This is a genomic window from Gluconacetobacter entanii, assembly GCF_003206495.1.
Classification (GTDB): Bacteria; Pseudomonadota; Alphaproteobacteria; order Acetobacterales; family Acetobacteraceae; genus Novacetimonas; species Novacetimonas entanii.
Window position 1 is genome coordinate 96,072 of sequence record NZ_NKUF01000001.1, and the last position, 18,693, is coordinate 114,764.

Below are 18,693 nucleotides of genomic sequence, written 5' to 3' on the forward strand. Positions count from 1 at the left end.
AAGGTAACGACCCGTCCATACGTTTTATTTTCAGGGTCGGGGGCAGATAGTCGGTCTGTCCCCGTCCTTTTCCCTCAGGGGGTTTGCGGCGCATGAATGAACTCATGAAGATCCTTGGCCAGACTGGCCAGGCGATGACCTTCGACCAGATCAAGATCCAGCTCGCCTCGGCCGAGCAGATCCGGTCATGGTCCTATGGCGAGATCAAGAAGCCCGAGACCATCAATTATCGCACCTTCAAGCCGGAGCGTGATGGTCTGTTCTGTGCGCGGATTTTCGGTCCGATCAAGGATTACGAATGTCTGTGCGGCAAATACAAGCGGATGAAATTCCGCGGGATCATCTGCGAGAAGTGCGGCGTCGAAGTCACGCTGGCGAAGGTCCGTCGCGAACGTATGGGCCATATCGAGCTTGCCAACCCGGTTGCGCACATCTGGTTCCTGAAGTCGCTGCCCAGCCGTATCGGCCTGATGGTCGACATGACGCTGAAGGATCTGGAAAAGATCCTGTATTTCGAAAGCTATGTGGTGCTTGAACCCGGCACCTCGCCGCTCAAGCAGTACAGCCTGCTGACCGAAGACCAGTATCTCGACGTCATGGACGAGCATGGCGACGAGGGGATCGAGGTCGGGATCGGGGCCGAGGCGATCAAGAAGATCCTTGAGCGCATCGACTGCGATCAGGAAAAGGTCGAACTGCGCCAGGAACTGAAGGAAACCACGTCCGAGGCCAAGCGCAAGAAGCTGGTCAAGCGCCTGAAGCTGATCGAGGCGTTTTCCGAAAGTGAATCGCGCCCCGAATGGATGATCATGGAGCTGATCCCGGTCATCCCGCCGGAACTGCGCCCGCTGGTCCCGCTGGATGGTGGCCGTTTCGCGACGTCCGACCTGAACGACCTGTACCGCCGCGTCATCAACCGTAACAACCGCCTGAAGCGGCTGATCGAACTGCGCGCGCCCGACATCATCGTGCGTAACGAAAAGCGCATGCTGCAGGAATCGGTTGACGCCCTGTTCGACAATGGCCGTCGCGGCCGCGCCATCACGGGGGCGAACAAGCGCCCGCTGAAGTCGCTGTCCGACATGCTCAAGGGCAAGCAGGGGCGTTTCCGCCAGAACCTGCTGGGCAAGCGCGTCGATTACTCCGGCCGTTCGGTCATCGTGGTCGGACCGGAACTGAAGCTGCACCAGTGCGGCCTGCCCAAGAAGATGGCGCTGGAGCTGTTCAAGCCGTTCATCTACTCCAAGCTGGAAAAGTACGGTCACGCCACCACCATCAAGGCCGCCAAGCGGATGGTGGAAAAGGAACGTCCCGAGGTCTGGGACATCCTTGAAGAAGTGATCCGCGAACATCCGGTCATGCTGAACCGCGCGCCGACGCTGCACCGTCTGGGCATCCAGGCGTTCGAGCCGGTGCTGATCGAAGGCAAGGCGATCCAGCTGCACCCGCTGGTCTGCACCGCCTTCAACGCGGACTTCGACGGTGACCAGATGGCCGTGCACGTCCCGCTGAGCCTTGAGGCGCAGCTCGAGGCGCGCGTGCTGATGATGTCCACCAACAACATCCTCAGCCCCGCCAACGGCAAGCCGATCATCGTGCCGTCGCAGGATATCGTGCTGGGCCTGTATTACCTGAGCCTCGAGACGCCCGAATTCCGCGCAACCCCGGACCGCAACGAATATGATGCGCAGGGTAAGGTGACGGTGGCCGGTGCGTCGTCGTTCTCCAGCGTGGGTGAGGTCGAATACGCGCTGACCACCGGCGCGGTGAAGCTGCATGACAAGATCCGCGCGCGCATCGAGAACATCGACGCCGAAGGCAATGTCACGCGTGAAACCGTCGTCACCACGCCGGGCCGCATGCTGGTCGCGCAGATCCTGCCGCGCAGCGCGGCGCTGCCGTTCTCGCTGATCAACAAGCAGCTGACCAAGAAGACGGTGTCCGACGTCATCGACGCGGTGTACCGCCATTGCGGCCAGAAAGAGTGCGTGATCTTCTGTGACCGCCTGATGGGGCTTGGCTTCAAGCACGCGGCGAAGGCCGGCATTTCCTTCGGCAAGGACGACATGATCGTGCCGAAGGAGAAGAAGGAACTCGTCGAGCATACCGCCAACGAGGTCAAGGAGTTCGAGCAGCAGTATCAGGACGGCCTGATCACGGCGGGCGAGCGCTACAACAAGGTGGTTGACGCCTGGTCGCGCTGCACGGACGAAGTGCAGGCCGCGATGATGAAGGAGATCTCCAAGCAGGAGATCGGCAAGCCCACCAACTCGGTGTGGATGATGAGCCACTCCGGTGCCCGTGGGTCGCCAGCGCAGATGAAGCAGCTGGCCGGCATGCGCGGCCTGATGGCCAAGCCGTCGGGCGAGATCATCGAGCAGCCGATCATCGCCAACTTCAAGGAAGGCCTGTCGGTTCTCGACTACTTCACCTCCAGCCATGGCGCGCGTAAGGGCCTGGCCGATACGGCGCTGAAGACCGCGAACTCCGGTTACCTGACGCGTCGCCTGGTCGACGTGGCGCAGGACTGCATCATCGTCGAGGACGATTGCGGCACGGAACGCGGCCTGACGGTGCGTGCGGTCATGGATGGGGGCGAGGTTGTCGCCTCCCTGTCCGAGCGCATGCTGGGCCGCACGCTGGCCGCCGACGTGCTGGACCCCGCAACGGGTGAGGTGCTGTTCAAGCGCAACACCCTGATCGAGGAAGCGCAGGCGGAACAGATCGAGAAGGCCGGGGTGGAAAGCATCCTGATCCGCTCGGTCCTGACCTGTGACAGCCGTGTGGGCGTGTGTGGCCACTGCTATGGCCGTGACCTTGCACGCGGCACGCCGGTCAATATCGGCGAGGCCGTGGGCGTCATTGCCGCCCAGTCCATTGGTGAGCCGGGCACGCAGCTGACGATGCGCACCTTCCATATCGGCGGTGCCGCGCAGCGTGGCGCGGAACAGTCGATGGTCGAGGCTTCGCGCGATGGCAAGGTGACGATCCGCAACCGCAACGTGGTGCAGAACAGCCAGAACGTGCCCATCGTCATGTCGCGTAACTGCGAAATCCTGCTGACGGACGACAAGGGGACGGAGCGCGCGCGCTATCGCGTGCCCTATGGTGCGCGCCTGCTGATCGAGGACGGGGTCGAGGTGACGCGTGGCCAGAAGCTGGCCGAGTGGGATCCGTACACCCTGCCGATCATCACCGAACAGGCGGGCACGGTCGAATATCTCGACCTGATCGATTCCATCACGCTTGTCGAGCGTATGGATGAGGTCACCGGCCTGACGTCGAAGGTCGTCGTTGACTACAAGCAGGCCTCCAAGGGCGTCGACCTGCGGCCGCGCCTGCAGCTCAAGGACGCCAAGGGCGATGTGGTCAAGCTGGCGAACGGCAACGACGCACGCTACTTCCTGTCGCCTGACTCGCTGCTGTCGGTTGAAAACGGCGCGCATGTGAATGCGGGTGACGTGCTGGCGCGCATCCCGCGCGAAGGTTCGAAGACGCGTGACATTACCGGTGGTCTGCCGCGCGTGGCCGAACTGTTCGAGGCACGGCGTCCGAAGGATCACGCGATCATTTCCGAGACCGAAGGCCGTGTCGAATTCGGCAAGGACTACAAGTCGAAGCGCCGTGTCATCGTCAAGAACGACGAGACGGGCGAGGAAACCGATTACCTGATCCCCAAGGGCAAGCATGTCTCGGTTCAGGAAGGCGACTTCGTGCAGGTTGGCGATCCGCTGGTCGATGGTCCGCGCGTGCCGCATGACATCCTGAAGGTTCTTGGGGTCGAGGCGCTGTCCGACTACCTCGTGAATGAAATCCAGGACGTCTATCGACTGCAGGGCGTGAAGATCAACGACAAGCACATCGAGGTGATCGTCCGCCAGATGCTGCAGAAGGTCGAGATCCTCGAGCCGGGCGACACGACCTACCTGATTGGCGAGACGGTGGACCGGATCGAATACGAGACCGAGAACACCAAGCGCCTGAATATGGGCGAGCGTCCGGCCGTGGCCATGCCCGTGCTTCAGGGCATCACCAAGGCCTCGCTGCAGACGCAGTCGTTCATCTCCGCCGCGTCCTTCCAGGAGACGACGCGCGTCCTGACCGAAGCCGCCACGGCGGGCAAGAAGGACACGCTCAACGGCCTGAAGGAAAACGTGATCGTCGGGCGCCTGATCCCGGCGGGCACGGGCAGCGTGATGAACAAGCTGCGTGCGGTGGCGGCCGGTCAGGACCGTCAGCGCCTGGCACATGCGAAGCCTGCGGTGGCCACGACGAAGGCTGCCGAGTAACGGATACCGGCCGATGGGTGGGGCGCGCTGCTGTGTCCCGCCCGTCGGCCAATGCTGCATCGGGGTTCGCCCACGGGTGGATTCCGATTCGGGACTCGGCGCATGAACCGCCGAATCATCCCGTTTCATATTTTAATGGGGTGTTTTGACGCCTCATGCGGAATGGTCATGCCGCATGCATGTCCGAATCCTGAGCAAAGGCTTGACTTCAAGCCATTCTCTTCGTAGGTTCCGCGCCCTCGGCTAGCCCTGTCTGAATGACGTCGTTGGCCGTCGAATGCAGCATGCTCGCATGCGGTACCGCCTCCCGGGAATCGGGCGGCCCAGGCCGGATGCATATATGATGCCCGACCGAATGATCTTCATTCGTTGGGGTTTTGTTGTGAACGACAGTCGGCAACCGGACTATGGGGTTGGCCGGCCGAAATTTGTAAGGATCGGGAAAGGCGTATGCCGACCATCAACCAGTTGATCGCGAAAGGCCGCGAGCCCGCAGCCAAACGCAACAAGGTACCTGCCCTGCAGGGATGTCCGCAGAAGCGTGGCGTTTGTACTCGTGTTTACACAACCACACCGAAGAAGCCGAACTCGGCTCTGCGTAAGGTTGCGAAGGTGCGCCTGACGAACGGTTATGAGGTTGTGAGCTATATTCCGGGTGAAGGCCACAACCTTCAGGAACATAGTGTCGTCCTGATCCGCGGCGGTCGCGTCAAGGATCTTCCTGGCGTGCGATATCACATTCTGCGCGGCGTTCTGGATACCCAGGGTATCGCCAAGCGTCGTCAGCGTCGCTCGCTCTATGGCGCGAAGCGTCCTAAGTAAAAGGAATACCAGGCATGAGTCGCCGTCATCGCGCTGTTAAGCGCGAGATTCTTCCCGATCCGAAATTTGGTGATGTCGTCATCACGCGTTTCATGAACGCCCTGATGTACGACGGCAAGAAGTCCACCGCCGAAGGGATCGTCTATGGCGCCCTTGAGGTGCTGCGTCGCCGCGGTGGTGCTGCTGCTGATCCGGTCGTGCTGTTCCACGGCGCGCTGGACAACGTGAAGCCGGCCGTCGAGGTGCGTTCGCGCCGCGTTGGTGGTGCGACCTACCAGGTTCCGGTCGAAGTCCGGGCCGAGCGTCGTCAGGCGCTTGCGATCCGCTGGCTCATCGACGCGTCGCGCAAGCGCGGCGAAAACACGATGCAGGAACGCCTGTCGAACGAGCTTCTGGACGCGGTCAACAACCGTGGCGCCGCCGTCAAGAAGCGCGAAGACACGCATCGCATGGCGGAAGCCAACAAGGCGTTCAGTCATTACCGCTGGTAAAGGGCGTCAGGTCGGTATATTCACCGGCTCGGCTTCCGACACGGAACTTTCTAACCCGACTTTCGGCATGAGGCCGAAGTAACGGAGAAAACGATGGCAAAGGCTAAATTTGAGCGGAATAAGCCGCACTGCAACATCGGCACGATTGGTCACGTCGATCACGGCAAGACCTCGCTGACCGCTGCTATCACCAAGACGCTTGCCAAGGCTGGTGGTGCGGAGTTCAAGGCTTACGACATGATCGACGCGGCGCCGGAAGAGCGCGCCCGTGGTATCACGATCTCCACCGCTCACGTCGAATACGAAACGGCGAAGCGTCACTATGCGCACGTCGACTGCCCCGGCCACGCCGACTACGTGAAGAACATGATCACTGGTGCGGCGCAGATGGACGGCGCGATCCTGGTTGTGTCGGCCGCTGACGGCCCGATGCCCCAGACGCGTGAGCACATCCTGCTGGCCCGCCAGGTTGGCGTTCCGGCCCTGGTCGTCTTCCTGAACAAGGTTGACCAGGTTGACGATCCGGAACTGCTGGAACTGGTGGAAATGGAAGTTCGTGAACTTCTGTCCGCCTATCAGTTCCCCGGCGACGATATCCCCATCATCAAGGGTTCGGCCCTGGTGACGCTGGAAGATGGTGATCCGGAAGTCGGCGAAAACCGCGTCATGGATCTCATGAACGCCGTTGACGAATACATTCCGCAGCCGGAGCGTCCGATCGACCGTCCGTTCCTGATGCCGATCGAAGACGTGTTCTCGATCTCCGGTCGTGGCACCGTGGTGACGGGCCGTGTCGAGCGTGGCGCCGTGAACGTTGGTGACGAAATCGAAATCGTTGGTCTGCGTCCGACGCAGAAGACGACGGTGACGGGCGTCGAAATGTTCCGCAAGCTGCTGGATCGCGGCGAAGCCGGCGACAACATCGGCGCGCTGCTGCGTGGCACGAAGCGCGAAGACGTGGAGCGTGGTCAGGTCCTGGCGAAGCCGGGTTCCATCACCCCGCACACGAAGTTCAAGGCGGAAGCCTACATCCTGACGAAGGAAGAGGGTGGCCGTCACACGCCGTTCTTCACCAACTATCGTCCGCAGTTCTATTTCCGCACGACCGACGTCACCGGCGTCGTTCACCTGCCGGAAGGCACGGAAATGGTCATGCCTGGCGATAACGTCGCCATGGATGTCGAACTGATTGCTCCGATCGCCATGGATGAAGGCCTGCGCTTCGCTATCCGCGAAGGTGGCCGTACGGTCGGTGCAGGCGTGGTCGCTTCGATCACTGCGTGATTGTAAGTAACTGAAGTGATGATGTCCCCGGCCGGAGCGATCTGGCCGGGGATATCATTGGCGGATCGGGTTCCCCCGAACCAGTTAAAGTTGGACTGAAACAGAAAGATGGACAACCAGAACATCCGCATTCGCCTGAAGGCGTACGATCATCGGGTGCTCGATAACAGCACAAAAGAGATCGTCAATACGGCGAAGCGTACGGGTGCGCGGGTTCGGGGTCCTATCCCGCTGCCGACGCATATCGAACGGTTCACTGTCAACCGTTCTCCCCATGTGGACAAGAAAAGCCGCGAGCAGTTCGAAATTCGGACCCATCGCCGGCTGCTCGACATTGTCGAGCCGACCCCGCAGACCGTGGACGCTCTCATGAAACTCGACCTCGCCGCTGGCGTGGATGTCGAGATTAAACTCTAAGGTCCAGACGATGCGCACCGGATTGATCGCAAAGAAGCTGGGTATGACCCGGCTGTTCAAGGAAGACGGCACACATGTGCCGGTGACTGTCCTGCAGGTGGATGACCTGCAGGTGGTTGATGTCCGCACCAAGGAACGTGACGGCTACTCCGCCGTCCAGCTTGGGTCGGGCAAGGCCAAGGTCAAGAATGTAACGAAGCCGTGCCGTGGCCATTTCGCCAAGGCGAAGGTTGAGCCGAAGAGGAAGCTGGTTGAATTCCGGGTGGCCGATGATGCCGTCCTGGAAGTCGGCGCCACGCTGTCCGCCGCTCACTTCGTCGTCGGGCAGAAAGTGGATGTGACCGGCACCAGCAAAGGTAAAGGTTTTGCCGGCGCGATGAAGCGCTGGAACTTTGCCGGTCTCGAAGCCTCGCATGGTGTCTCGATCAGTCACCGTTCGCACGGATCGACGGGTAATCGTCAGGATCCGGGCAAGGTCTTCAAGAACAAGAAAATGGCCGGACATCTCGGTTCGGAACGTGTGACCACCCTGAATCTGGAAGTGGCCGCCGTCGATGCCGAGAAGAATCTGCTGATGATCTGCGGCTCCGTCACGGGCGGCAAGAATGAGCTGATTCTGGTTCGTGATGCGATCAAGAAGCCCCGTCATGCCGAGGTGCCGTATCCGGCCGCCCTGGCCCAGGTAGCGGGCTGAGGATAGAGGGCAATGGATTACGAGATCAAAACCCTCGAGAACGGAAGCGCCGGTACGGCAACGCTTCCCGACGAGATTTTCAAGGTTGAGCCGCGCGCCGACATCATGGCCCGCGTCGTTCACTGGCAGCTGGCAAAGCGCCGTGCGGGCACGCACAAGGTCAAGGGCATGGGGGAAATCTCCGGCACGACCAAGAAGCCCTATCGGCAGAAGGGCACCGGTAGCGCCCGTCAGGGTTCGCTGCGTTCGCCGCAGTACCGCACCGGTGGCGTGGTTCATGGTCCGGTCGTGCGTGACCATGGCTATGACCTGCCCAAGAAGGTGCGCCGTCTGGGCCTGATTTCCGCGCTGTCGCAGAAGGCTGCCGAAGGCAAGCTGGTGGTGCTTGACGCCGCGACCGCCTCGGGCAAGTCGTCCGACCTGGCGAAGAAGCTGAAGGTGCTTGGCTGGAAGTCGGCGCTGATCGTGGACGCCGCGGTCGAGGAAAACTTCGGTCGTGCGGCACGCAACCTGCCGAAGATCGACATCCTCCCGACCATCGGTGCGAATGTCTATGATATCCTCAACCATGAGGTGCTGGCCATCACGCGCGCCGGGCTTGAGGGTCTGAAGGAGCGTCTGGCATGACCAACATCCTCGCACTGCGCAAGAAGGCGGAACGTATGTCGCGCGAAGCGATGTACGACATCATCCGCGCGCCGCTGATCACGGAAAAGGCGACAGCCCTGTCCGAAAAGAACCAGGTCGGGTTCAAGGTCGCGTCCGGCGCGTCGAAGTTCGAGATCAAGGTCGCGGTGGAAACACTGTTCGGCGTCAAGGTCCTTGGTGTGAACACCCTTGTCCAGAAGGGCAAGGCGAAGCGCTTCAAGGGACGTCCCGGCCAGCGGTCTGATGTGAAGAAGGCGTTCGTGCAGCTTGCTGATGGTCAGTCCATTGACCTGACCGCCAAGCTGTCCTGACGCGGGGTGACAAGAAATGGCATTGAAGCACTTTAACCCGGTTACCCCCAGCCTGCGCGGAACGGTCCTGATCGACCGCAAGGAGCTTTGGAAGGGCAAGCCCGTCAAGGGGCTGACCGAGGGCAAGAACAAGAGCGGCGGTCGTAACAATCACGGCCGCACCACCTCGCGTTTCATCGGTGGTGGTCACAAGCAGTCCTACCGCTATGTCGATTTCAAGCGTCGCAAGTTCGACGTCGTCGGCACGGTGGAGCGTCTGGAATATGACCCCAACCGCACGGCCTTCATCGCGCTGGTGAAGTATGCTGACGGTGAACTCGCCTACATCATCGCGCCGCAGCGCCTGCAGGCGGGTGATCAGGTGGTGTCCGGCCTGCGCGCCGACATCAAGCCGGGCAACGCGATGCCGCTGTCGGCGGTGCCGGTGGGGACGATCATCCACAACATCGAGCTCAAGGCGGGTGCTGGTGGGAAGATCGCCCGTTCGGCTGGCACCTACGCACAGCTGGTCGGCAAGGACATGGGCTATGCCCAGATCAAGCTGCAGTCCGGTGAGCTGCGTGTCGTGCGTGCCGAATGCATGGCGACGATCGGTGCGGTGTCCAACCCGGACAACATGAACCAGCACATGGGCAAGGCAGGTCGTGCCCGCTGGCTCGGCCGTCGTCCGCACAACCGTGGCGTTGTCATGAACCCGGTCGACCATCCGCATGGCGGTGGTGAAGGCCGGACTTCGGGCGGACGTCATCCGGTTACGCCGTGGGGCAAGCCGACAAAGGGTTACAAGACCATGGTCAACAAGCGTACGGACAGTCTGATTATCCGTCGCCGGAAGACCGGCAAGTAAGGGGCATACAAGATGGCACGTTCCGTCTGGAAGGGCCCGTTCGTGGACGGGTATCTACTGAACAAAGCCGATGCGTCGCGCGCATCGGGCCGTAACGAAGTGATCAAGATCTGGTCGCGTCGCTCAACCATTCTGCCGCAGTTCGTGGGACTGACGTTTGGCGTCTATAACGGGCACAAGTTCCTGCCCGTGCAGGTGACCGAGAACATGGTGGGGCACAAGTTCGGTGAATTTTCGCCGACCCGCACCTTCACGGGTCATTCCTCGGACAAGAAAGCGAAGCGGGGCTGATCATGAGCAAGCCTAAGCATCCGCGCACGCTCGCGGAAACCGAAGCGCAGGCCACCACGCGGAATATCCGCATTAGCCCGCGTAAACTGAACCTTGTTGCGGGTCTGATTCGCAACAAGCCTGCCGCACAGGCCGTCGCGACGCTGACGTTCTCCAAGCGCCGCATCGCACAGCAGGTCAAGAAGACGCTGGAAAGCGCCATCGCGAATGCCGAAAACAACCATCAGCTGGACGTTGACCAGCTGGTGGTGGCGCGCGCGGAAGTTGGCAAGTCGATCGTCATGCGCCGCTTCCATGCCCGCGGGCGTGGCCGTTCGGCCCGTATCGAAAAGTTTTTCAGCCATCTGACGATCATCGTGGCGGAGCGTCAGCCCGAGGCAGAAGCGGCAACCGGAAAGAAGGCGGCCTGATCCATGGGACATAAAGTCAATCCGATCGGGCTGCGGCTCGGCATCAACCGCACCTGGGACAGCCGCTGGTATGCGGACGCCGATTATGCCCGTCTGCTGCATGATGACCTGAAGCTGCGTTCCTACCTGCGTCGCAAGCTGTCGGGTGCTGGCGTGTCGCGCGTCGTGATCGAACGTCCGGCCAAGAAGCCGCGCGTGACGATCTATGCCGCGCGTCCGGGTGTCGTGATCGGCAAGAAGGGCCAGGACATCGACGTGCTGCGCAAGGATCTGACCCGCATGGCGAAGACCGACGTTGCGCTGAACATCGTCGAGATCCGCAAGCCGGAAATCGATGCGACGCTGGTGGCCGACAACATCGCCCAGCAGCTCGAACGCCGCGTGGCCTTCCGTCGTGCCATGAAGCGTGCCGTGCAGTCCGCCATGCGTCTTGGCGCGCAGGGGATCCGGATCAACTGCTCCGGCCGTCTGGGTGGCGCTGAAATCGCGCGTGTCGAATGGTATCGCGAAGGCCGCGTGCCGCTGCATACGCTGCGTGCAGATATCGATTACGGTGTGGCGACGGCAAAGACGACCTATGGCACCTGTGGTGTGAAGGTCTGGATCTTCAAGGGCGAGATTCTTGCCCATGATCCGTTGGCGCAGGATCGTCGCGCCGCCGAGCAGGCCCCGCAGCGCTGATCTGCGGGGAATAGGGAACAGAGTGCGCCAGGCGGCGCTGAGGATTTGAAAAAATGCTTTCTCCCAAGCGGACAAAGTTCCGCAAGGCCCACAAGGGCCGCATCCACGGACTGGCGAAAGTGGGGACGACCCTGAACTTTGGGGCTTTCGGCCTCAAGGCCCTGCAGCCGGAACGGATTACCGCCCGTCAGATCGAAGCGGCCCGTCGGGCCATCACCCGCGCCATGAAACGTGCGGGTCGCGTGTGGATTCGGATTTTTCCTGACCTTCCGGTCTCGACAAAGCCCGCAGAAGTGCGTATGGGCTCCGGCAAGGGGTCGCCTGAATATTGGGTGGCCCGTGTGAAGCCGGGTCGTATCCTGTTCGAGATCGAAGGCGTGTCGCCGGAAGTCGCGCGTGAAGCGCTGGCTCTTGGCGCGGCAAAGCTGCCGATCAAGACGAAGTTTGTGACCCGTATTGGAGACGCGTGAGATGGCAAAGGCAACCAAGCCGGCCGATCTGCGTGCCAAGACTGTTGAAGAACTGGATACGCTTCTCATCGATCTGAAGCGCGAGCAGTTCAATCTTCGGTTCCAGCATGCAACCGGCCAGACCGAAGGGCAGTCGCGTATGCGTGCGGTGCGTCGCGAGATTGCCCGCGTCAAGACGATTGCGTCTGAGGCGTTGAAGAAGATCGCTGCCGGCACTACGCCGGCAGTCAAGTCCTGAAGGGAGACGGGCGATGCCAAGGCGCGTCCTGACCGGACGGGTGACCAGCGACAAGATGGACAAGACGGTGACCGTCCTTGTCGATCGTCGCGTCATCCATCCGCTGTACAAGAAGTTCATCCGTCGCTCGAAGAAGTATGCGGCGCATGACCAGCTGAATGAATGCAAGATCGGGGATACGGTGCGCATCGAAGAATGCCGCCCCATTTCCCGGCGCAAGACCTGGACCGTCGTGGTTCGCAATGGCGCCCCCCTCGCGGCTGCCCCTGCGACCGAGGCCCAGTCTGGCGCACAGGCGTAAAGAAGGGCATAGAGCATGATCCATCCCGAGACCAACCTTGACGTCGCCGACAATTCCGGCGCGCGTCAGGTGCAGTGCATCAAGGTGCTGGGCGGTTCCAAGCGGAAGTCCGCCTCGGTCGGCGACGTGATTGTCGTGTCCGTCAAGGAAGCGATTCCCCGCGGCAAGGTCAAGAAGGGTGATGTGCACCAGGCGGTGATCGTCCGCACGTCCTATCCCGTGCGTCGTCCCGATGGCAGCGCCATCCGCTTTGACCGCAATGCCGCCGTGCTGATCAACAAGCAGCAGGAACCGATCGGAACCCGTATCTTTGGCCCGGTCGTGCGTGAACTGCGTGCGCGCAAGTTCATGAAGATCATTTCGCTGGCGCCGGAGGTGCTGTAATGGCCGCACGTATCAAGAAGGGCGACCAGGTCCTGGTCATCACCGGTTCGTCGCGCGGTACGCGCGGTGAGGTCGTGACCGTGCTGCCCGCCGCCGAAAAGGCCATCGTGCGCGGTGTCGCGATCGCGAAGCGTCATACCCGCCCCAGCCGCATGGGTGAGCAGGGAGGCATCATCGAGAAGGAGATGCCGGTTCACCTGTCCAACCTGAAGCTGATCGATCCCAAGAGTGGCGATCCGACGCGCGTCGGCTATCGCATTCTGGAAAACGGTCGCAAGGTTCGCGTCGCCAAGGCGACCGGCGAAGTCATCGAAGGCTGAGGAGGCGGGGATGTCAGAAGCTAACGTAACCCGCTCGGTGCCGCGTCTGCAGAAGCGTTACAATGACGAACTGCGCGCGAAACTGCGCGAGGAGTTCGGCTACAAGAATGTGATGCAGGTTCCGGCGCTTGAGAAGATCGTTCTCAACATGGGTGTCGGCGAAGCCGCAGGCGACCAGAAGAAGCTGGATGCCGCGTACCAGGAAATGACCCTGATCGCTGGTCAGAAGCCGGTCAAGACGGTTGCCAAGAAGGCTATCGCGGGCTTCAAGATCCGTGAAGGTCTGCCGATCGGGTGCAAGGTCACGCTGCGCCGTGCGCAGATGTATGAGTTCCTTGACCGTCTGGTGACGATCGCCCTGCCGCGTGTCCGCGATTTCCGCGGCCTGCCGGCGAACAAGGGGTTCGACGGGCATGGCAACTTCGCCATGGGCCTGAAGGAACAGATCGTCTTTCCGGAAATCGAGTACGACAAGGTCGACGATATTCGCGGCATGGACATCATCTTCGTCACGAGCGCGAAGACCGATGCTGAAGCCAAGGCTCTTCTGAAGGCATTCGATCTGCCCTTCGCAGCATAAAAGTTGCGAGAGGGGCTTTCACTGGAAGCCAGGAAGACCTAAGACACACGTAGTTTGGAAAACCGTTGGGAATGGCCCGACAGGTTCCGGAGGATAAAACAAGGCATGGCCAAGATTTCCGCCGTAAACCGGAATGTCAAGCGTGAGCGCATGGCAGCACGGGACAAGGCAAAGCGGACTGCATTGAAAAACATCATCATGGACCGCTCTCTGCCGGTCGAGGATCGTTTTGATGCATCGCTGAAGCTTGCTGAACTTCCGCGGAACGGATCGCGCGTGCGCGTCCGCCTGCGGTGCAAGTTGACGGGGCGTCCCCGCGCCAATTACAGAAAGTTCGAACTCTGCCGTATCGCCCTGCGCGACCTGGCCTCCAATGGTCAGATCCCGGGTATGGTTAAATCGAGCTGGTAAGGGCAGGGAACGATGTCACTTTCTGATCCTTTGGGTGATCTCCTCACCCGGATCCGCAATGCCCAGCGTGCGCGTCACGCGGCATGCGTCGCACCGTCGTCAAAGCTGCGTGCAAACGTACTCGAGGCGCTGCGCCGCGAGGGATACATCCGTGGTTTTTCCAAGGAAGAACTGCGCAAGGGTGTCGCCCAGCTGCGTATCGAGCTGAAGTATCTTGATGGCGAGCCCGTGATCAAGGAAATCCACCGCGTCTCCAAGCCGGGACGTCGCGTGTATTCCAAGATCAAGGAACTGCCGCGTGTGTATGCCGGGCTGGGCGTGTCGATCCTGTCGACCCCGCGTGGCGTGCTGTCGGATGGGGAAGCCCGCGCTGCCAATGTCGGCGGCGAAGTTCTCTGCCGCGTATTCTAAGGAGGGATGAATGTCGAGAGTTGGCAAATATCCCGTCGAGATTACGTCGGGAGTTCAGGTTTCCATCGCTGATGGTGTGCTGACGGCCAAGGGCAAGCTCGGTGAGCTGAAGCTGCCCCTGTCGCATCACATCGAAGCTGAAGTCGCGGACGGCAAGGTTTCGGTCAAGCCGGTCGGCACGCAGGCGCAGGCCCGCATGATGTGGGGCACGACGCGTTCGCTGATCGCCAGCATGGTCAAGGGAGTGTCCGAAGGGTTCTCCAAGACGCTGGAAATCAGTGGCACGGGTTACCGCGCTGCGGTTCAGGGCAAGAACCTTGTCATGAACCTCGGGTATTCGCACGATATCGTGTATGAGATCCCGGCCGGTATCAAGATCACGACCCCGCGTCCGACCGCTGTGACCGTCGAGGGCATCGACAAGCAGCGCGTTGGCCAGGTTGCGCTTGATATCCGCAGCTTCCGCAAGCCCGAGCCCTACAAGGGCAAAGGTGTCCGTTATGAAACGGAGACCATCCGTCGCAAGGAAGGTAAGAAGAAATAATGAGCGCGCAGCAGGATCTGCGGGAGCGGCGTCGTCAGCGTCTTCGCTTCCAGCTTCGCCGCAAGAGTGGCGGACGGCCGCGCCTTTCGGTGTTCCGGTCGGGCAAGAATATTTACGCGCAGGTGATCGACGATGTCGCCGGCCGCACACTGGCCGCAGCGTCTTCCATCGAGAAGGATCTGCGTACCTCGCTCAAGAGCGGTGCGGACGTGGCAGCGGCTGGCGCCGTTGGCAAGCTGCTTGCCGAACGCGCGGTTGCGGCGGGTGTGTCGAAGGTCGTGTTCGATCGCGGCTCGTATCTGTATCATGGGCGTATCAAAGCCCTGGCGGAGGCTGCCCGTGAGGGCGGTCTCTCGTTCTGACGAAAGGGTCACGCACAATGGCACGTGAACCGAGAGAAGGCGGCCGGGGCGGCCGCGATCGTGATCGCGAAGGCGATGATCTCGTTGACAAGCTGGTCACGATCAATCGTGTTGCGAAGGTGGTCAAGGGCGGTCGTCGCTTCGCTTTCGCCGCACTGGTTGTCGTCGGTGACCAGAAGGGTCGCGTAGGGTTCGGCGCGGGTAAGGCCCGTGAAGTTCCCGAAGCGATCCGCAAGGCAACCGACCGCGCCAAGCGCGCGATGATCCGCGTCCCCATGAAGGAAGGGCGTACCCTTCATCATGACGTGGCGGGTCATTTCGGCGCCGGCAAGGTGGTGCTGCGTTCGGCTGACGCCGGCACGGGCATCATCGCGGGCGGTCCGATGCGCGCAGTGTTCGAAAGCCTGGGCATCAATGATGTCGTGGCCAAGTCGCTGGGCACCCGGAACCCGCACAACATGGTCAAGGCGACCTTTGCTGCCCTGGAACGCTGCGCAAGCCCGCGTTCGGTTGCAAACCGCCGTGGCAAGAAGGTTTCCGATATCCTTGGTCGCCGTGAGGTGACTGCATCGGCGGAGGCTGCTGCAGATGTCTGAGGCAAAGGGAACCATCAAGGTCACCCAGATCCAGTCTGGCAACGGGCGCAAGCCGGGTCAGCAGGCTACGCTGATCGGTCTGGGACTGAACAAGATCGGCCGTACGCGTGAATTGGAGGATACTCCTTCGGTCCGCGGCATGGTGCGCAAGGTCGCCCACCTTGTGAAGGTGGAGAATTGAGATGAATCTCAACGAACTTCGCGATAACGAAGGTGCCCGCTACCGCAAGAAGCGTCTGGGGCGTGGCATCGGGTCCGGCAAGGGCAAGACTTCCGGGAAGGGCGTCAAGGGTCAGAAGGCCCGTTCCGGCGTCTCCCTGAATGGCTTTGAAGGTGGTCAGCTTCCGCTGTACCGTCGTCTGCCCAAGCGTGGATTCAAGAACATCTTCCGCAAGGAATTTGCCATCCTGAATCTCGGCGTGCTGGACAAGGCGATCGAAGCCGGCAAGATCGATGCCAAGGCTCCGGTGACCGAGGATGTCCTGCGCAAGGCAGGACTGGTGACGGAAACGGGTGTGGCGGGTGTCCGCCTGCTGGGCAACGGTGAACTTCATCATGGCGTGACCATTGAAGTTTCCGGTGCTTCCGCCGGTGCCATTGCCGCGGTCGAGAAGGCCGGCGGCAAGGTGCAGGTCAAGGAAAAGGCCGCCAAGGCGGTTGCTGCTCCTGCGAAATGACTGGATGGGGGACTGTTCCATCTCCCCCACGCCAGAATAATGAAAGCGATGCGTCTTGCACTGTGCAGGCGCATCGCTTTATTATTTTAAACAGGTTTTTATCATGACAGCGTCCCGCTTTATGTGGTGACGCTGTTCTTGTGAAAGGATGGGCGCATGGCCTCCGCGGCCGAACAGTTGGCTGCCAATCTGAATTTCAATTCTTTTGCCAACGCAACGGAATTGAAAAAGCGCATCTGGTTCACACTGGGCGCGCTGATCGTTTATCGGATTGGCACCTATATTCCGGTTCCTGGCGTCGATGCGACGGTCATGGGGCAACTGCTGGCCCGGCATCAGGGTGGTATCCTGGGCATGTTCGACATGTTTACGGGTGGTGCGCTTGGGCGCATGACCGTGTTTGCGCTGAACATCATGCCCTACATCAGTGCATCCATCATCGTGCAGTTGATGTCGGCAGCAATTCCGTCTCTTGAGGCCCTCAAGAAAGAGGGAGAGGGCGGACGCCGCAAGCTGAATGAATATACGCGCTATCTGACGGTCGCCATTGCGCTGTTCCAGGCGTATGGAATCGCCATCGGGCTGGAGAACATGCATACCGAGGCCGGATCGGCCGTTATCTCGCCGGGCATGTTCTTCATCGTTTCGTGCGTGCTGACGCTGGTGGGTGGCACGATGTTCCTGATGTGGCTGGGTGAACAGATCACGTCGCGCGGGGTGGGGAACGGGATTTCCCTCATCATCTTCGCGGGTATCGTCGCCAACCTGCCCAATGCGCTGGCAAGCCTGTTCCAGCTTGGCTACACGGGGGCGCTTTCGCCTTTCTTCGTGCTGGTGTTCCTGGTCCTTGCGGCCATTACGATCGCGTTCATCGTGTTCATGGAACTGGCGCAGCGACGGGTGGTGATCCAGTATCCCAAGCGTCAGGTGGGGCAGCGGATGTTTGGTGGCGACTCCACGCATATGCCGCTGAAGGTGAATACCGCGGGTTCGATTCCGCCGATTTTTGCCTCTTCCGTGCTGCTGATTCCCGTGACCATCGCAGGCTTCATGAACAACAGTTCCCTTCCGGGGTGGCTGTCGTTCCTGGGGCAGTCGCTGGGGCAGGGGCAGCCGCTCTACATGCTGTTCTATGCCGCGATGATCGTGTTCTTCTCCTATTTCTATGCGGCGGTGACCTTCAACCCGCAGGAAACGGCGGAGAACCTGCGCAAGCAGGGAGGCTTTGTCCCCGGCATCCGTCCGGGCGCGAATACGGCGGTCTTCTTTGACCGGATCCTGACGCGCATCACGACAATCGGGGCGATGTATCTGGTGGCCGTGTGTCTGCTGCCGCAGATCCTCATCAGTCACTATAACGTGCCGTTCTATTTCGGTGGGACGAGCCTCATCATCATCGTGACGGTGACGATTGATACAGTGACACAGATCCAGTCCCATCTCGTGGCGCACCAGTATCAGGGACTCATGCGCAAGGCGCGTGGCAGGAAGGGTAAATTCCGGTGAACATCATTTTTCTTGGGCCGCCGGGCGCGGGAAAGGGCACGCAGTCAAAGCTGCTGGAGGCCCATTATGGAATCGCACAGATTTCAACGGGCGACATGCTGCGTGCGGAAGTCGCGGCAGGCAGTCCGCTGGGCCAGAAGGTGAAAAGCATCATGGCGTCGGGGCAACTGGTCCCCGATGACCTGATCATCGCCCTGATCGAAGCGCGGATCGACCGCCCTGACTGCGCCAAGGGATTTATCCTCGACGGTTTCCCCCGGACCCGGGCGCAGGCCGAAGCCCTCGATTCCATGCTGAAGAAGACTGGCCGTCACATTGACCTGGTTCTTCTGCTTGATGTGGATGAAGATGCGCTGGCTGACCGGATCGCAGGACGTTTCACCTGCGCCAAGTGTGGCGAGGGCTATAACGACCTGTACAAGCGTCCCAAGGTCGAAGGCACATGCGATGTCTGTGGCGGGCACGAATTCGTGCGCCGTGAGGATGATCGCAGGGAAACCGTGGCCGCGCGCCTGAAGGCCTACCGTGAGCAGACTGCACCGATCCTGCCTTATTATGAGGAGCAGGGGCGCCTGTGCCGGATTGACGGCATGGCTGATATCGACGATGTGACGAAGCAGGTCTTTGCCGCTGTCGATGCTATCACGAAAAAGTGATGCAGAATAATTGACTTGGATGGGCTGGCGGGTATATTCCGCGCCCTCAAGG

27 protein-coding genes are annotated in these 18,693 nt (G+C 60.9%); all 27 read left to right on the top strand.

The window, feature by feature from the left end; genetic code table 11:
* The first annotated feature begins 92 nt into the window (after window positions 1–92).
* The 27 genes from rpoC to CFR72_RS00560 all read left to right on the top strand — a co-directional run bounded on the left by rpoC (window position 93) and on the right by CFR72_RS00560 (window position 18,641).
* Window positions 93–4,289: a DNA-directed RNA polymerase subunit beta' gene (rpoC, locus tag CFR72_RS00430; protein WP_110912114.1), complete on the top strand. Its 4,197-nt coding sequence runs from the start codon at window positions 93–95 to the stop codon at window positions 4,287–4,289.
* Window positions 4,290–4,739: 450 nt separating this feature from the next.
* On the top strand, window positions 4,740–5,111 hold the full coding sequence (gene rpsL, locus CFR72_RS00435) for a 30S ribosomal protein S12 (RefSeq protein ID WP_003621118.1): 372 nt from the start codon (window positions 4,740–4,742) through the stop codon (window positions 5,109–5,111).
* Window positions 5,112–5,125: 14 nt separating this feature from the next.
* Window positions 5,126–5,602 carry a 30S ribosomal protein S7 gene (gene rpsG, locus CFR72_RS00440; RefSeq protein WP_003621106.1) on the top strand — a complete coding sequence of 159 codons (477 nt, stop codon included), beginning with the start codon at window positions 5,126–5,128 and terminating at the stop codon, window positions 5,600–5,602.
* A 93-nt stretch (window positions 5,603–5,695) separates the two neighbouring features.
* Window positions 5,696–6,886 carry an elongation factor Tu gene (gene tuf / locus CFR72_RS00445; RefSeq protein WP_010506739.1) on the top strand — a complete coding sequence of 397 codons (1,191 nt, stop codon included), beginning with the start codon at window positions 5,696–5,698 and terminating at the stop codon, window positions 6,884–6,886.
* A gap of 108 nt (window positions 6,887–6,994) precedes the next feature.
* Window positions 6,995–7,303 (top strand): 30S ribosomal protein S10, encoded by a 309-nt coding sequence (gene rpsJ / locus CFR72_RS00450; RefSeq protein ID WP_007282720.1) that lies wholly within the window; start codon window positions 6,995–6,997, stop codon window positions 7,301–7,303.
* A gap of 10 nt (window positions 7,304–7,313) precedes the next feature.
* Window positions 7,314–7,997: a 50S ribosomal protein L3 gene (gene rplC, locus CFR72_RS00455; protein WP_110912115.1), complete on the top strand. Its 684-nt coding sequence runs from the start codon at window positions 7,314–7,316 to the stop codon at window positions 7,995–7,997.
* Between the two features lie 12 nt (window positions 7,998–8,009).
* A complete protein-coding gene (gene rplD / locus CFR72_RS00460) occupies window positions 8,010–8,624 on the top strand; it encodes a 50S ribosomal protein L4 (RefSeq protein WP_110094616.1) in 615 nt (204 codons plus the stop codon).
* Window positions 8,625–8,659: 35 nt separating this feature from the next.
* A complete protein-coding gene (locus CFR72_RS00465; protein WP_171791019.1) occupies window positions 8,660–8,956 on the top strand; it encodes a 50S ribosomal protein L23 in 297 nt (98 codons plus the stop codon).
* Between the two features lie 16 nt (window positions 8,957–8,972).
* A complete protein-coding gene (gene rplB / locus CFR72_RS00470; RefSeq protein ID WP_110912116.1) occupies window positions 8,973–9,803 on the top strand; it encodes a 50S ribosomal protein L2 in 831 nt (276 codons plus the stop codon).
* Window positions 9,804–9,815: 12 nt separating this feature from the next.
* On the top strand, window positions 9,816–10,094 hold the full coding sequence (rpsS, locus tag CFR72_RS00475) for a 30S ribosomal protein S19 (RefSeq protein WP_003621102.1): 279 nt from the start codon (window positions 9,816–9,818) through the stop codon (window positions 10,092–10,094).
* Between the two features lie 2 nt (window positions 10,095–10,096).
* Complete coding sequence (rplV, locus tag CFR72_RS00480; RefSeq protein ID WP_003621100.1) at window positions 10,097–10,504, top strand: 50S ribosomal protein L22; 408 nt, start codon at window positions 10,097–10,099, stop codon at window positions 10,502–10,504.
* A gap of 3 nt (window positions 10,505–10,507) precedes the next feature.
* Complete coding sequence (gene rpsC, locus CFR72_RS00485; RefSeq protein ID WP_003621098.1) at window positions 10,508–11,185, top strand: 30S ribosomal protein S3; 678 nt, start codon at window positions 10,508–10,510, stop codon at window positions 11,183–11,185.
* Window positions 11,186–11,238: 53 nt separating this feature from the next.
* Window positions 11,239–11,655 carry a 50S ribosomal protein L16 gene (rplP, locus tag CFR72_RS00490; protein WP_110912117.1) on the top strand — a complete coding sequence of 139 codons (417 nt, stop codon included), beginning with the start codon at window positions 11,239–11,241 and terminating at the stop codon, window positions 11,653–11,655.
* Window position 11,656: 1 nt separating this feature from the next.
* Window positions 11,657–11,893 carry a 50S ribosomal protein L29 gene (rpmC, locus tag CFR72_RS00495; RefSeq protein ID WP_110094614.1) on the top strand — a complete coding sequence of 79 codons (237 nt, stop codon included), beginning with the start codon at window positions 11,657–11,659 and terminating at the stop codon, window positions 11,891–11,893.
* 13 nt (window positions 11,894–11,906) lie between these two features.
* The gene (gene rpsQ, locus CFR72_RS00500) at window positions 11,907–12,194 is read left to right on the top strand and encodes a 30S ribosomal protein S17 (RefSeq protein WP_110094613.1); all 288 of its coding nucleotides are present in this window, start codon (window positions 11,907–11,909) and stop codon (window positions 12,192–12,194) included.
* A 15-nt stretch (window positions 12,195–12,209) separates the two neighbouring features.
* On the top strand, window positions 12,210–12,578 hold the full coding sequence (gene rplN, locus CFR72_RS00505; RefSeq protein WP_003621089.1) for a 50S ribosomal protein L14: 369 nt from the start codon (window positions 12,210–12,212) through the stop codon (window positions 12,576–12,578).
* Window positions 12,578–12,898 (top strand): 50S ribosomal protein L24, encoded by a 321-nt coding sequence (gene rplX / locus CFR72_RS00510; RefSeq protein ID WP_110912118.1) that lies wholly within the window; start codon window positions 12,578–12,580, stop codon window positions 12,896–12,898. Before rplN ends, rplX begins: the two co-directional genes overlap by 1 nt.
* 10 nt (window positions 12,899–12,908) lie before the next feature.
* Window positions 12,909–13,478, top strand: coding sequence for a 50S ribosomal protein L5 (gene rplE, locus CFR72_RS00515; RefSeq protein ID WP_110094611.1), 570 nt, complete (start codon window positions 12,909–12,911; stop codon window positions 13,476–13,478).
* Between the two features lie 105 nt (window positions 13,479–13,583).
* A complete protein-coding gene (gene rpsN, locus CFR72_RS00520) occupies window positions 13,584–13,889 on the top strand; it encodes a 30S ribosomal protein S14 (RefSeq protein WP_110525713.1) in 306 nt (101 codons plus the stop codon).
* Window positions 13,890–13,901: 12 nt separating this feature from the next.
* Window positions 13,902–14,300, top strand: a complete 399-nt coding sequence (rpsH, locus tag CFR72_RS00525) for a 30S ribosomal protein S8 (protein WP_110912119.1) — start codon at window positions 13,902–13,904, stop codon at window positions 14,298–14,300.
* A 10-nt stretch (window positions 14,301–14,310) separates the two neighbouring features.
* Entirely contained in the window at window positions 14,311–14,844 is a 534-nt protein-coding gene (rplF, locus tag CFR72_RS00530) for a 50S ribosomal protein L6 (RefSeq protein WP_110094608.1), read from the top strand.
* On the top strand, window positions 14,844–15,206 hold the full coding sequence (gene rplR, locus CFR72_RS00535; RefSeq protein ID WP_110094607.1) for a 50S ribosomal protein L18: 363 nt from the start codon (window positions 14,844–14,846) through the stop codon (window positions 15,204–15,206). Before rplF ends, rplR begins: the two co-directional genes overlap by 1 nt.
* Before the next feature lie 17 nt (window positions 15,207–15,223).
* Window positions 15,224–15,802, top strand: a complete 579-nt coding sequence (rpsE, locus tag CFR72_RS00540; RefSeq protein WP_110094606.1) for a 30S ribosomal protein S5 — start codon at window positions 15,224–15,226, stop codon at window positions 15,800–15,802.
* Window positions 15,795–15,983, top strand: coding sequence for a 50S ribosomal protein L30 (gene rpmD, locus CFR72_RS00545; RefSeq protein WP_110912120.1), 189 nt, complete (start codon window positions 15,795–15,797; stop codon window positions 15,981–15,983). Before rpsE ends, rpmD begins: the two co-directional genes overlap by 8 nt.
* A gap of 1 nt (window position 15,984) precedes the next feature.
* Complete coding sequence (gene rplO, locus CFR72_RS00550) at window positions 15,985–16,479, top strand: 50S ribosomal protein L15 (protein ID WP_110912121.1); 495 nt, start codon at window positions 15,985–15,987, stop codon at window positions 16,477–16,479.
* Between the two features lie 156 nt (window positions 16,480–16,635).
* Window positions 16,636–17,985 (top strand): preprotein translocase subunit SecY, encoded by a 1,350-nt coding sequence (secY, locus tag CFR72_RS00555; RefSeq protein ID WP_110094603.1) that lies wholly within the window; start codon window positions 16,636–16,638, stop codon window positions 17,983–17,985.
* Window positions 17,982–18,641, top strand: a complete 660-nt coding sequence (locus tag CFR72_RS00560; protein WP_110912122.1) for an adenylate kinase — start codon at window positions 17,982–17,984, stop codon at window positions 18,639–18,641. The genes secY and CFR72_RS00560 overlap by 4 nt, the downstream gene beginning before the upstream one ends.
* Window positions 18,642–18,693 lie beyond the last annotated feature (52 nt).

Bases quoted from the DNA above. Each gene is read 5' to 3' on its own strand.
- rpoC (WP_110912114.1), top strand. From the start codon at position 93: ATGAATGAACTCATGAAGATCCTTGGCCAGACTGGCCAGGCGATGACC.
- rpsL (WP_003621118.1), top strand. From the start codon at position 4,740: ATGCCGACCATCAACCAGTTGATCGCGAAAGGCCGCGAGCCCGCAGCC.
- rpsG (WP_003621106.1), top strand. From the start codon at position 5,126: ATGAGTCGCCGTCATCGCGCTGTTAAGCGCGAGATTCTTCCCGATCCG.
- tuf (WP_010506739.1), top strand. From the start codon at position 5,696: ATGGCAAAGGCTAAATTTGAGCGGAATAAGCCGCACTGCAACATCGGC.
- rpsJ (WP_007282720.1), top strand. From the start codon at position 6,995: ATGGACAACCAGAACATCCGCATTCGCCTGAAGGCGTACGATCATCGG.
- rplC (WP_110912115.1), top strand. From the start codon at position 7,314: ATGCGCACCGGATTGATCGCAAAGAAGCTGGGTATGACCCGGCTGTTC.
- rplD (WP_110094616.1), top strand. From the start codon at position 8,010: ATGGATTACGAGATCAAAACCCTCGAGAACGGAAGCGCCGGTACGGCA.
- CFR72_RS00465 (WP_171791019.1), top strand. From the start codon at position 8,660: ATGTCGCGCGAAGCGATGTACGACATCATCCGCGCGCCGCTGATCACG.
- rplB (WP_110912116.1), top strand. From the start codon at position 8,973: ATGGCATTGAAGCACTTTAACCCGGTTACCCCCAGCCTGCGCGGAACG.
- rpsS (WP_003621102.1), top strand. From the start codon at position 9,816: ATGGCACGTTCCGTCTGGAAGGGCCCGTTCGTGGACGGGTATCTACTG.
- rplV (WP_003621100.1), top strand. From the start codon at position 10,097: ATGAGCAAGCCTAAGCATCCGCGCACGCTCGCGGAAACCGAAGCGCAG.
- rpsC (WP_003621098.1), top strand. From the start codon at position 10,508: ATGGGACATAAAGTCAATCCGATCGGGCTGCGGCTCGGCATCAACCGC.
- rplP (WP_110912117.1), top strand. From the start codon at position 11,239: ATGCTTTCTCCCAAGCGGACAAAGTTCCGCAAGGCCCACAAGGGCCGC.
- rpmC (WP_110094614.1), top strand. From the start codon at position 11,657: ATGGCAAAGGCAACCAAGCCGGCCGATCTGCGTGCCAAGACTGTTGAA.
- rpsQ (WP_110094613.1), top strand. From the start codon at position 11,907: ATGCCAAGGCGCGTCCTGACCGGACGGGTGACCAGCGACAAGATGGAC.
- rplN (WP_003621089.1), top strand. From the start codon at position 12,210: ATGATCCATCCCGAGACCAACCTTGACGTCGCCGACAATTCCGGCGCG.
- rplX (WP_110912118.1), top strand. From the start codon at position 12,578: ATGGCCGCACGTATCAAGAAGGGCGACCAGGTCCTGGTCATCACCGGT.
- rplE (WP_110094611.1), top strand. From the start codon at position 12,909: ATGTCAGAAGCTAACGTAACCCGCTCGGTGCCGCGTCTGCAGAAGCGT.
- rpsN (WP_110525713.1), top strand. From the start codon at position 13,584: ATGGCCAAGATTTCCGCCGTAAACCGGAATGTCAAGCGTGAGCGCATG.
- rpsH (WP_110912119.1), top strand. From the start codon at position 13,902: ATGTCACTTTCTGATCCTTTGGGTGATCTCCTCACCCGGATCCGCAAT.
- rplF (WP_110094608.1), top strand. From the start codon at position 14,311: ATGTCGAGAGTTGGCAAATATCCCGTCGAGATTACGTCGGGAGTTCAG.
- rplR (WP_110094607.1), top strand. From the start codon at position 14,844: ATGAGCGCGCAGCAGGATCTGCGGGAGCGGCGTCGTCAGCGTCTTCGC.
- rpsE (WP_110094606.1), top strand. From the start codon at position 15,224: ATGGCACGTGAACCGAGAGAAGGCGGCCGGGGCGGCCGCGATCGTGAT.
- rpmD (WP_110912120.1), top strand. From the start codon at position 15,795: ATGTCTGAGGCAAAGGGAACCATCAAGGTCACCCAGATCCAGTCTGGC.
- rplO (WP_110912121.1), top strand. From the start codon at position 15,985: ATGAATCTCAACGAACTTCGCGATAACGAAGGTGCCCGCTACCGCAAG.
- secY (WP_110094603.1), top strand. From the start codon at position 16,636: ATGGCCTCCGCGGCCGAACAGTTGGCTGCCAATCTGAATTTCAATTCT.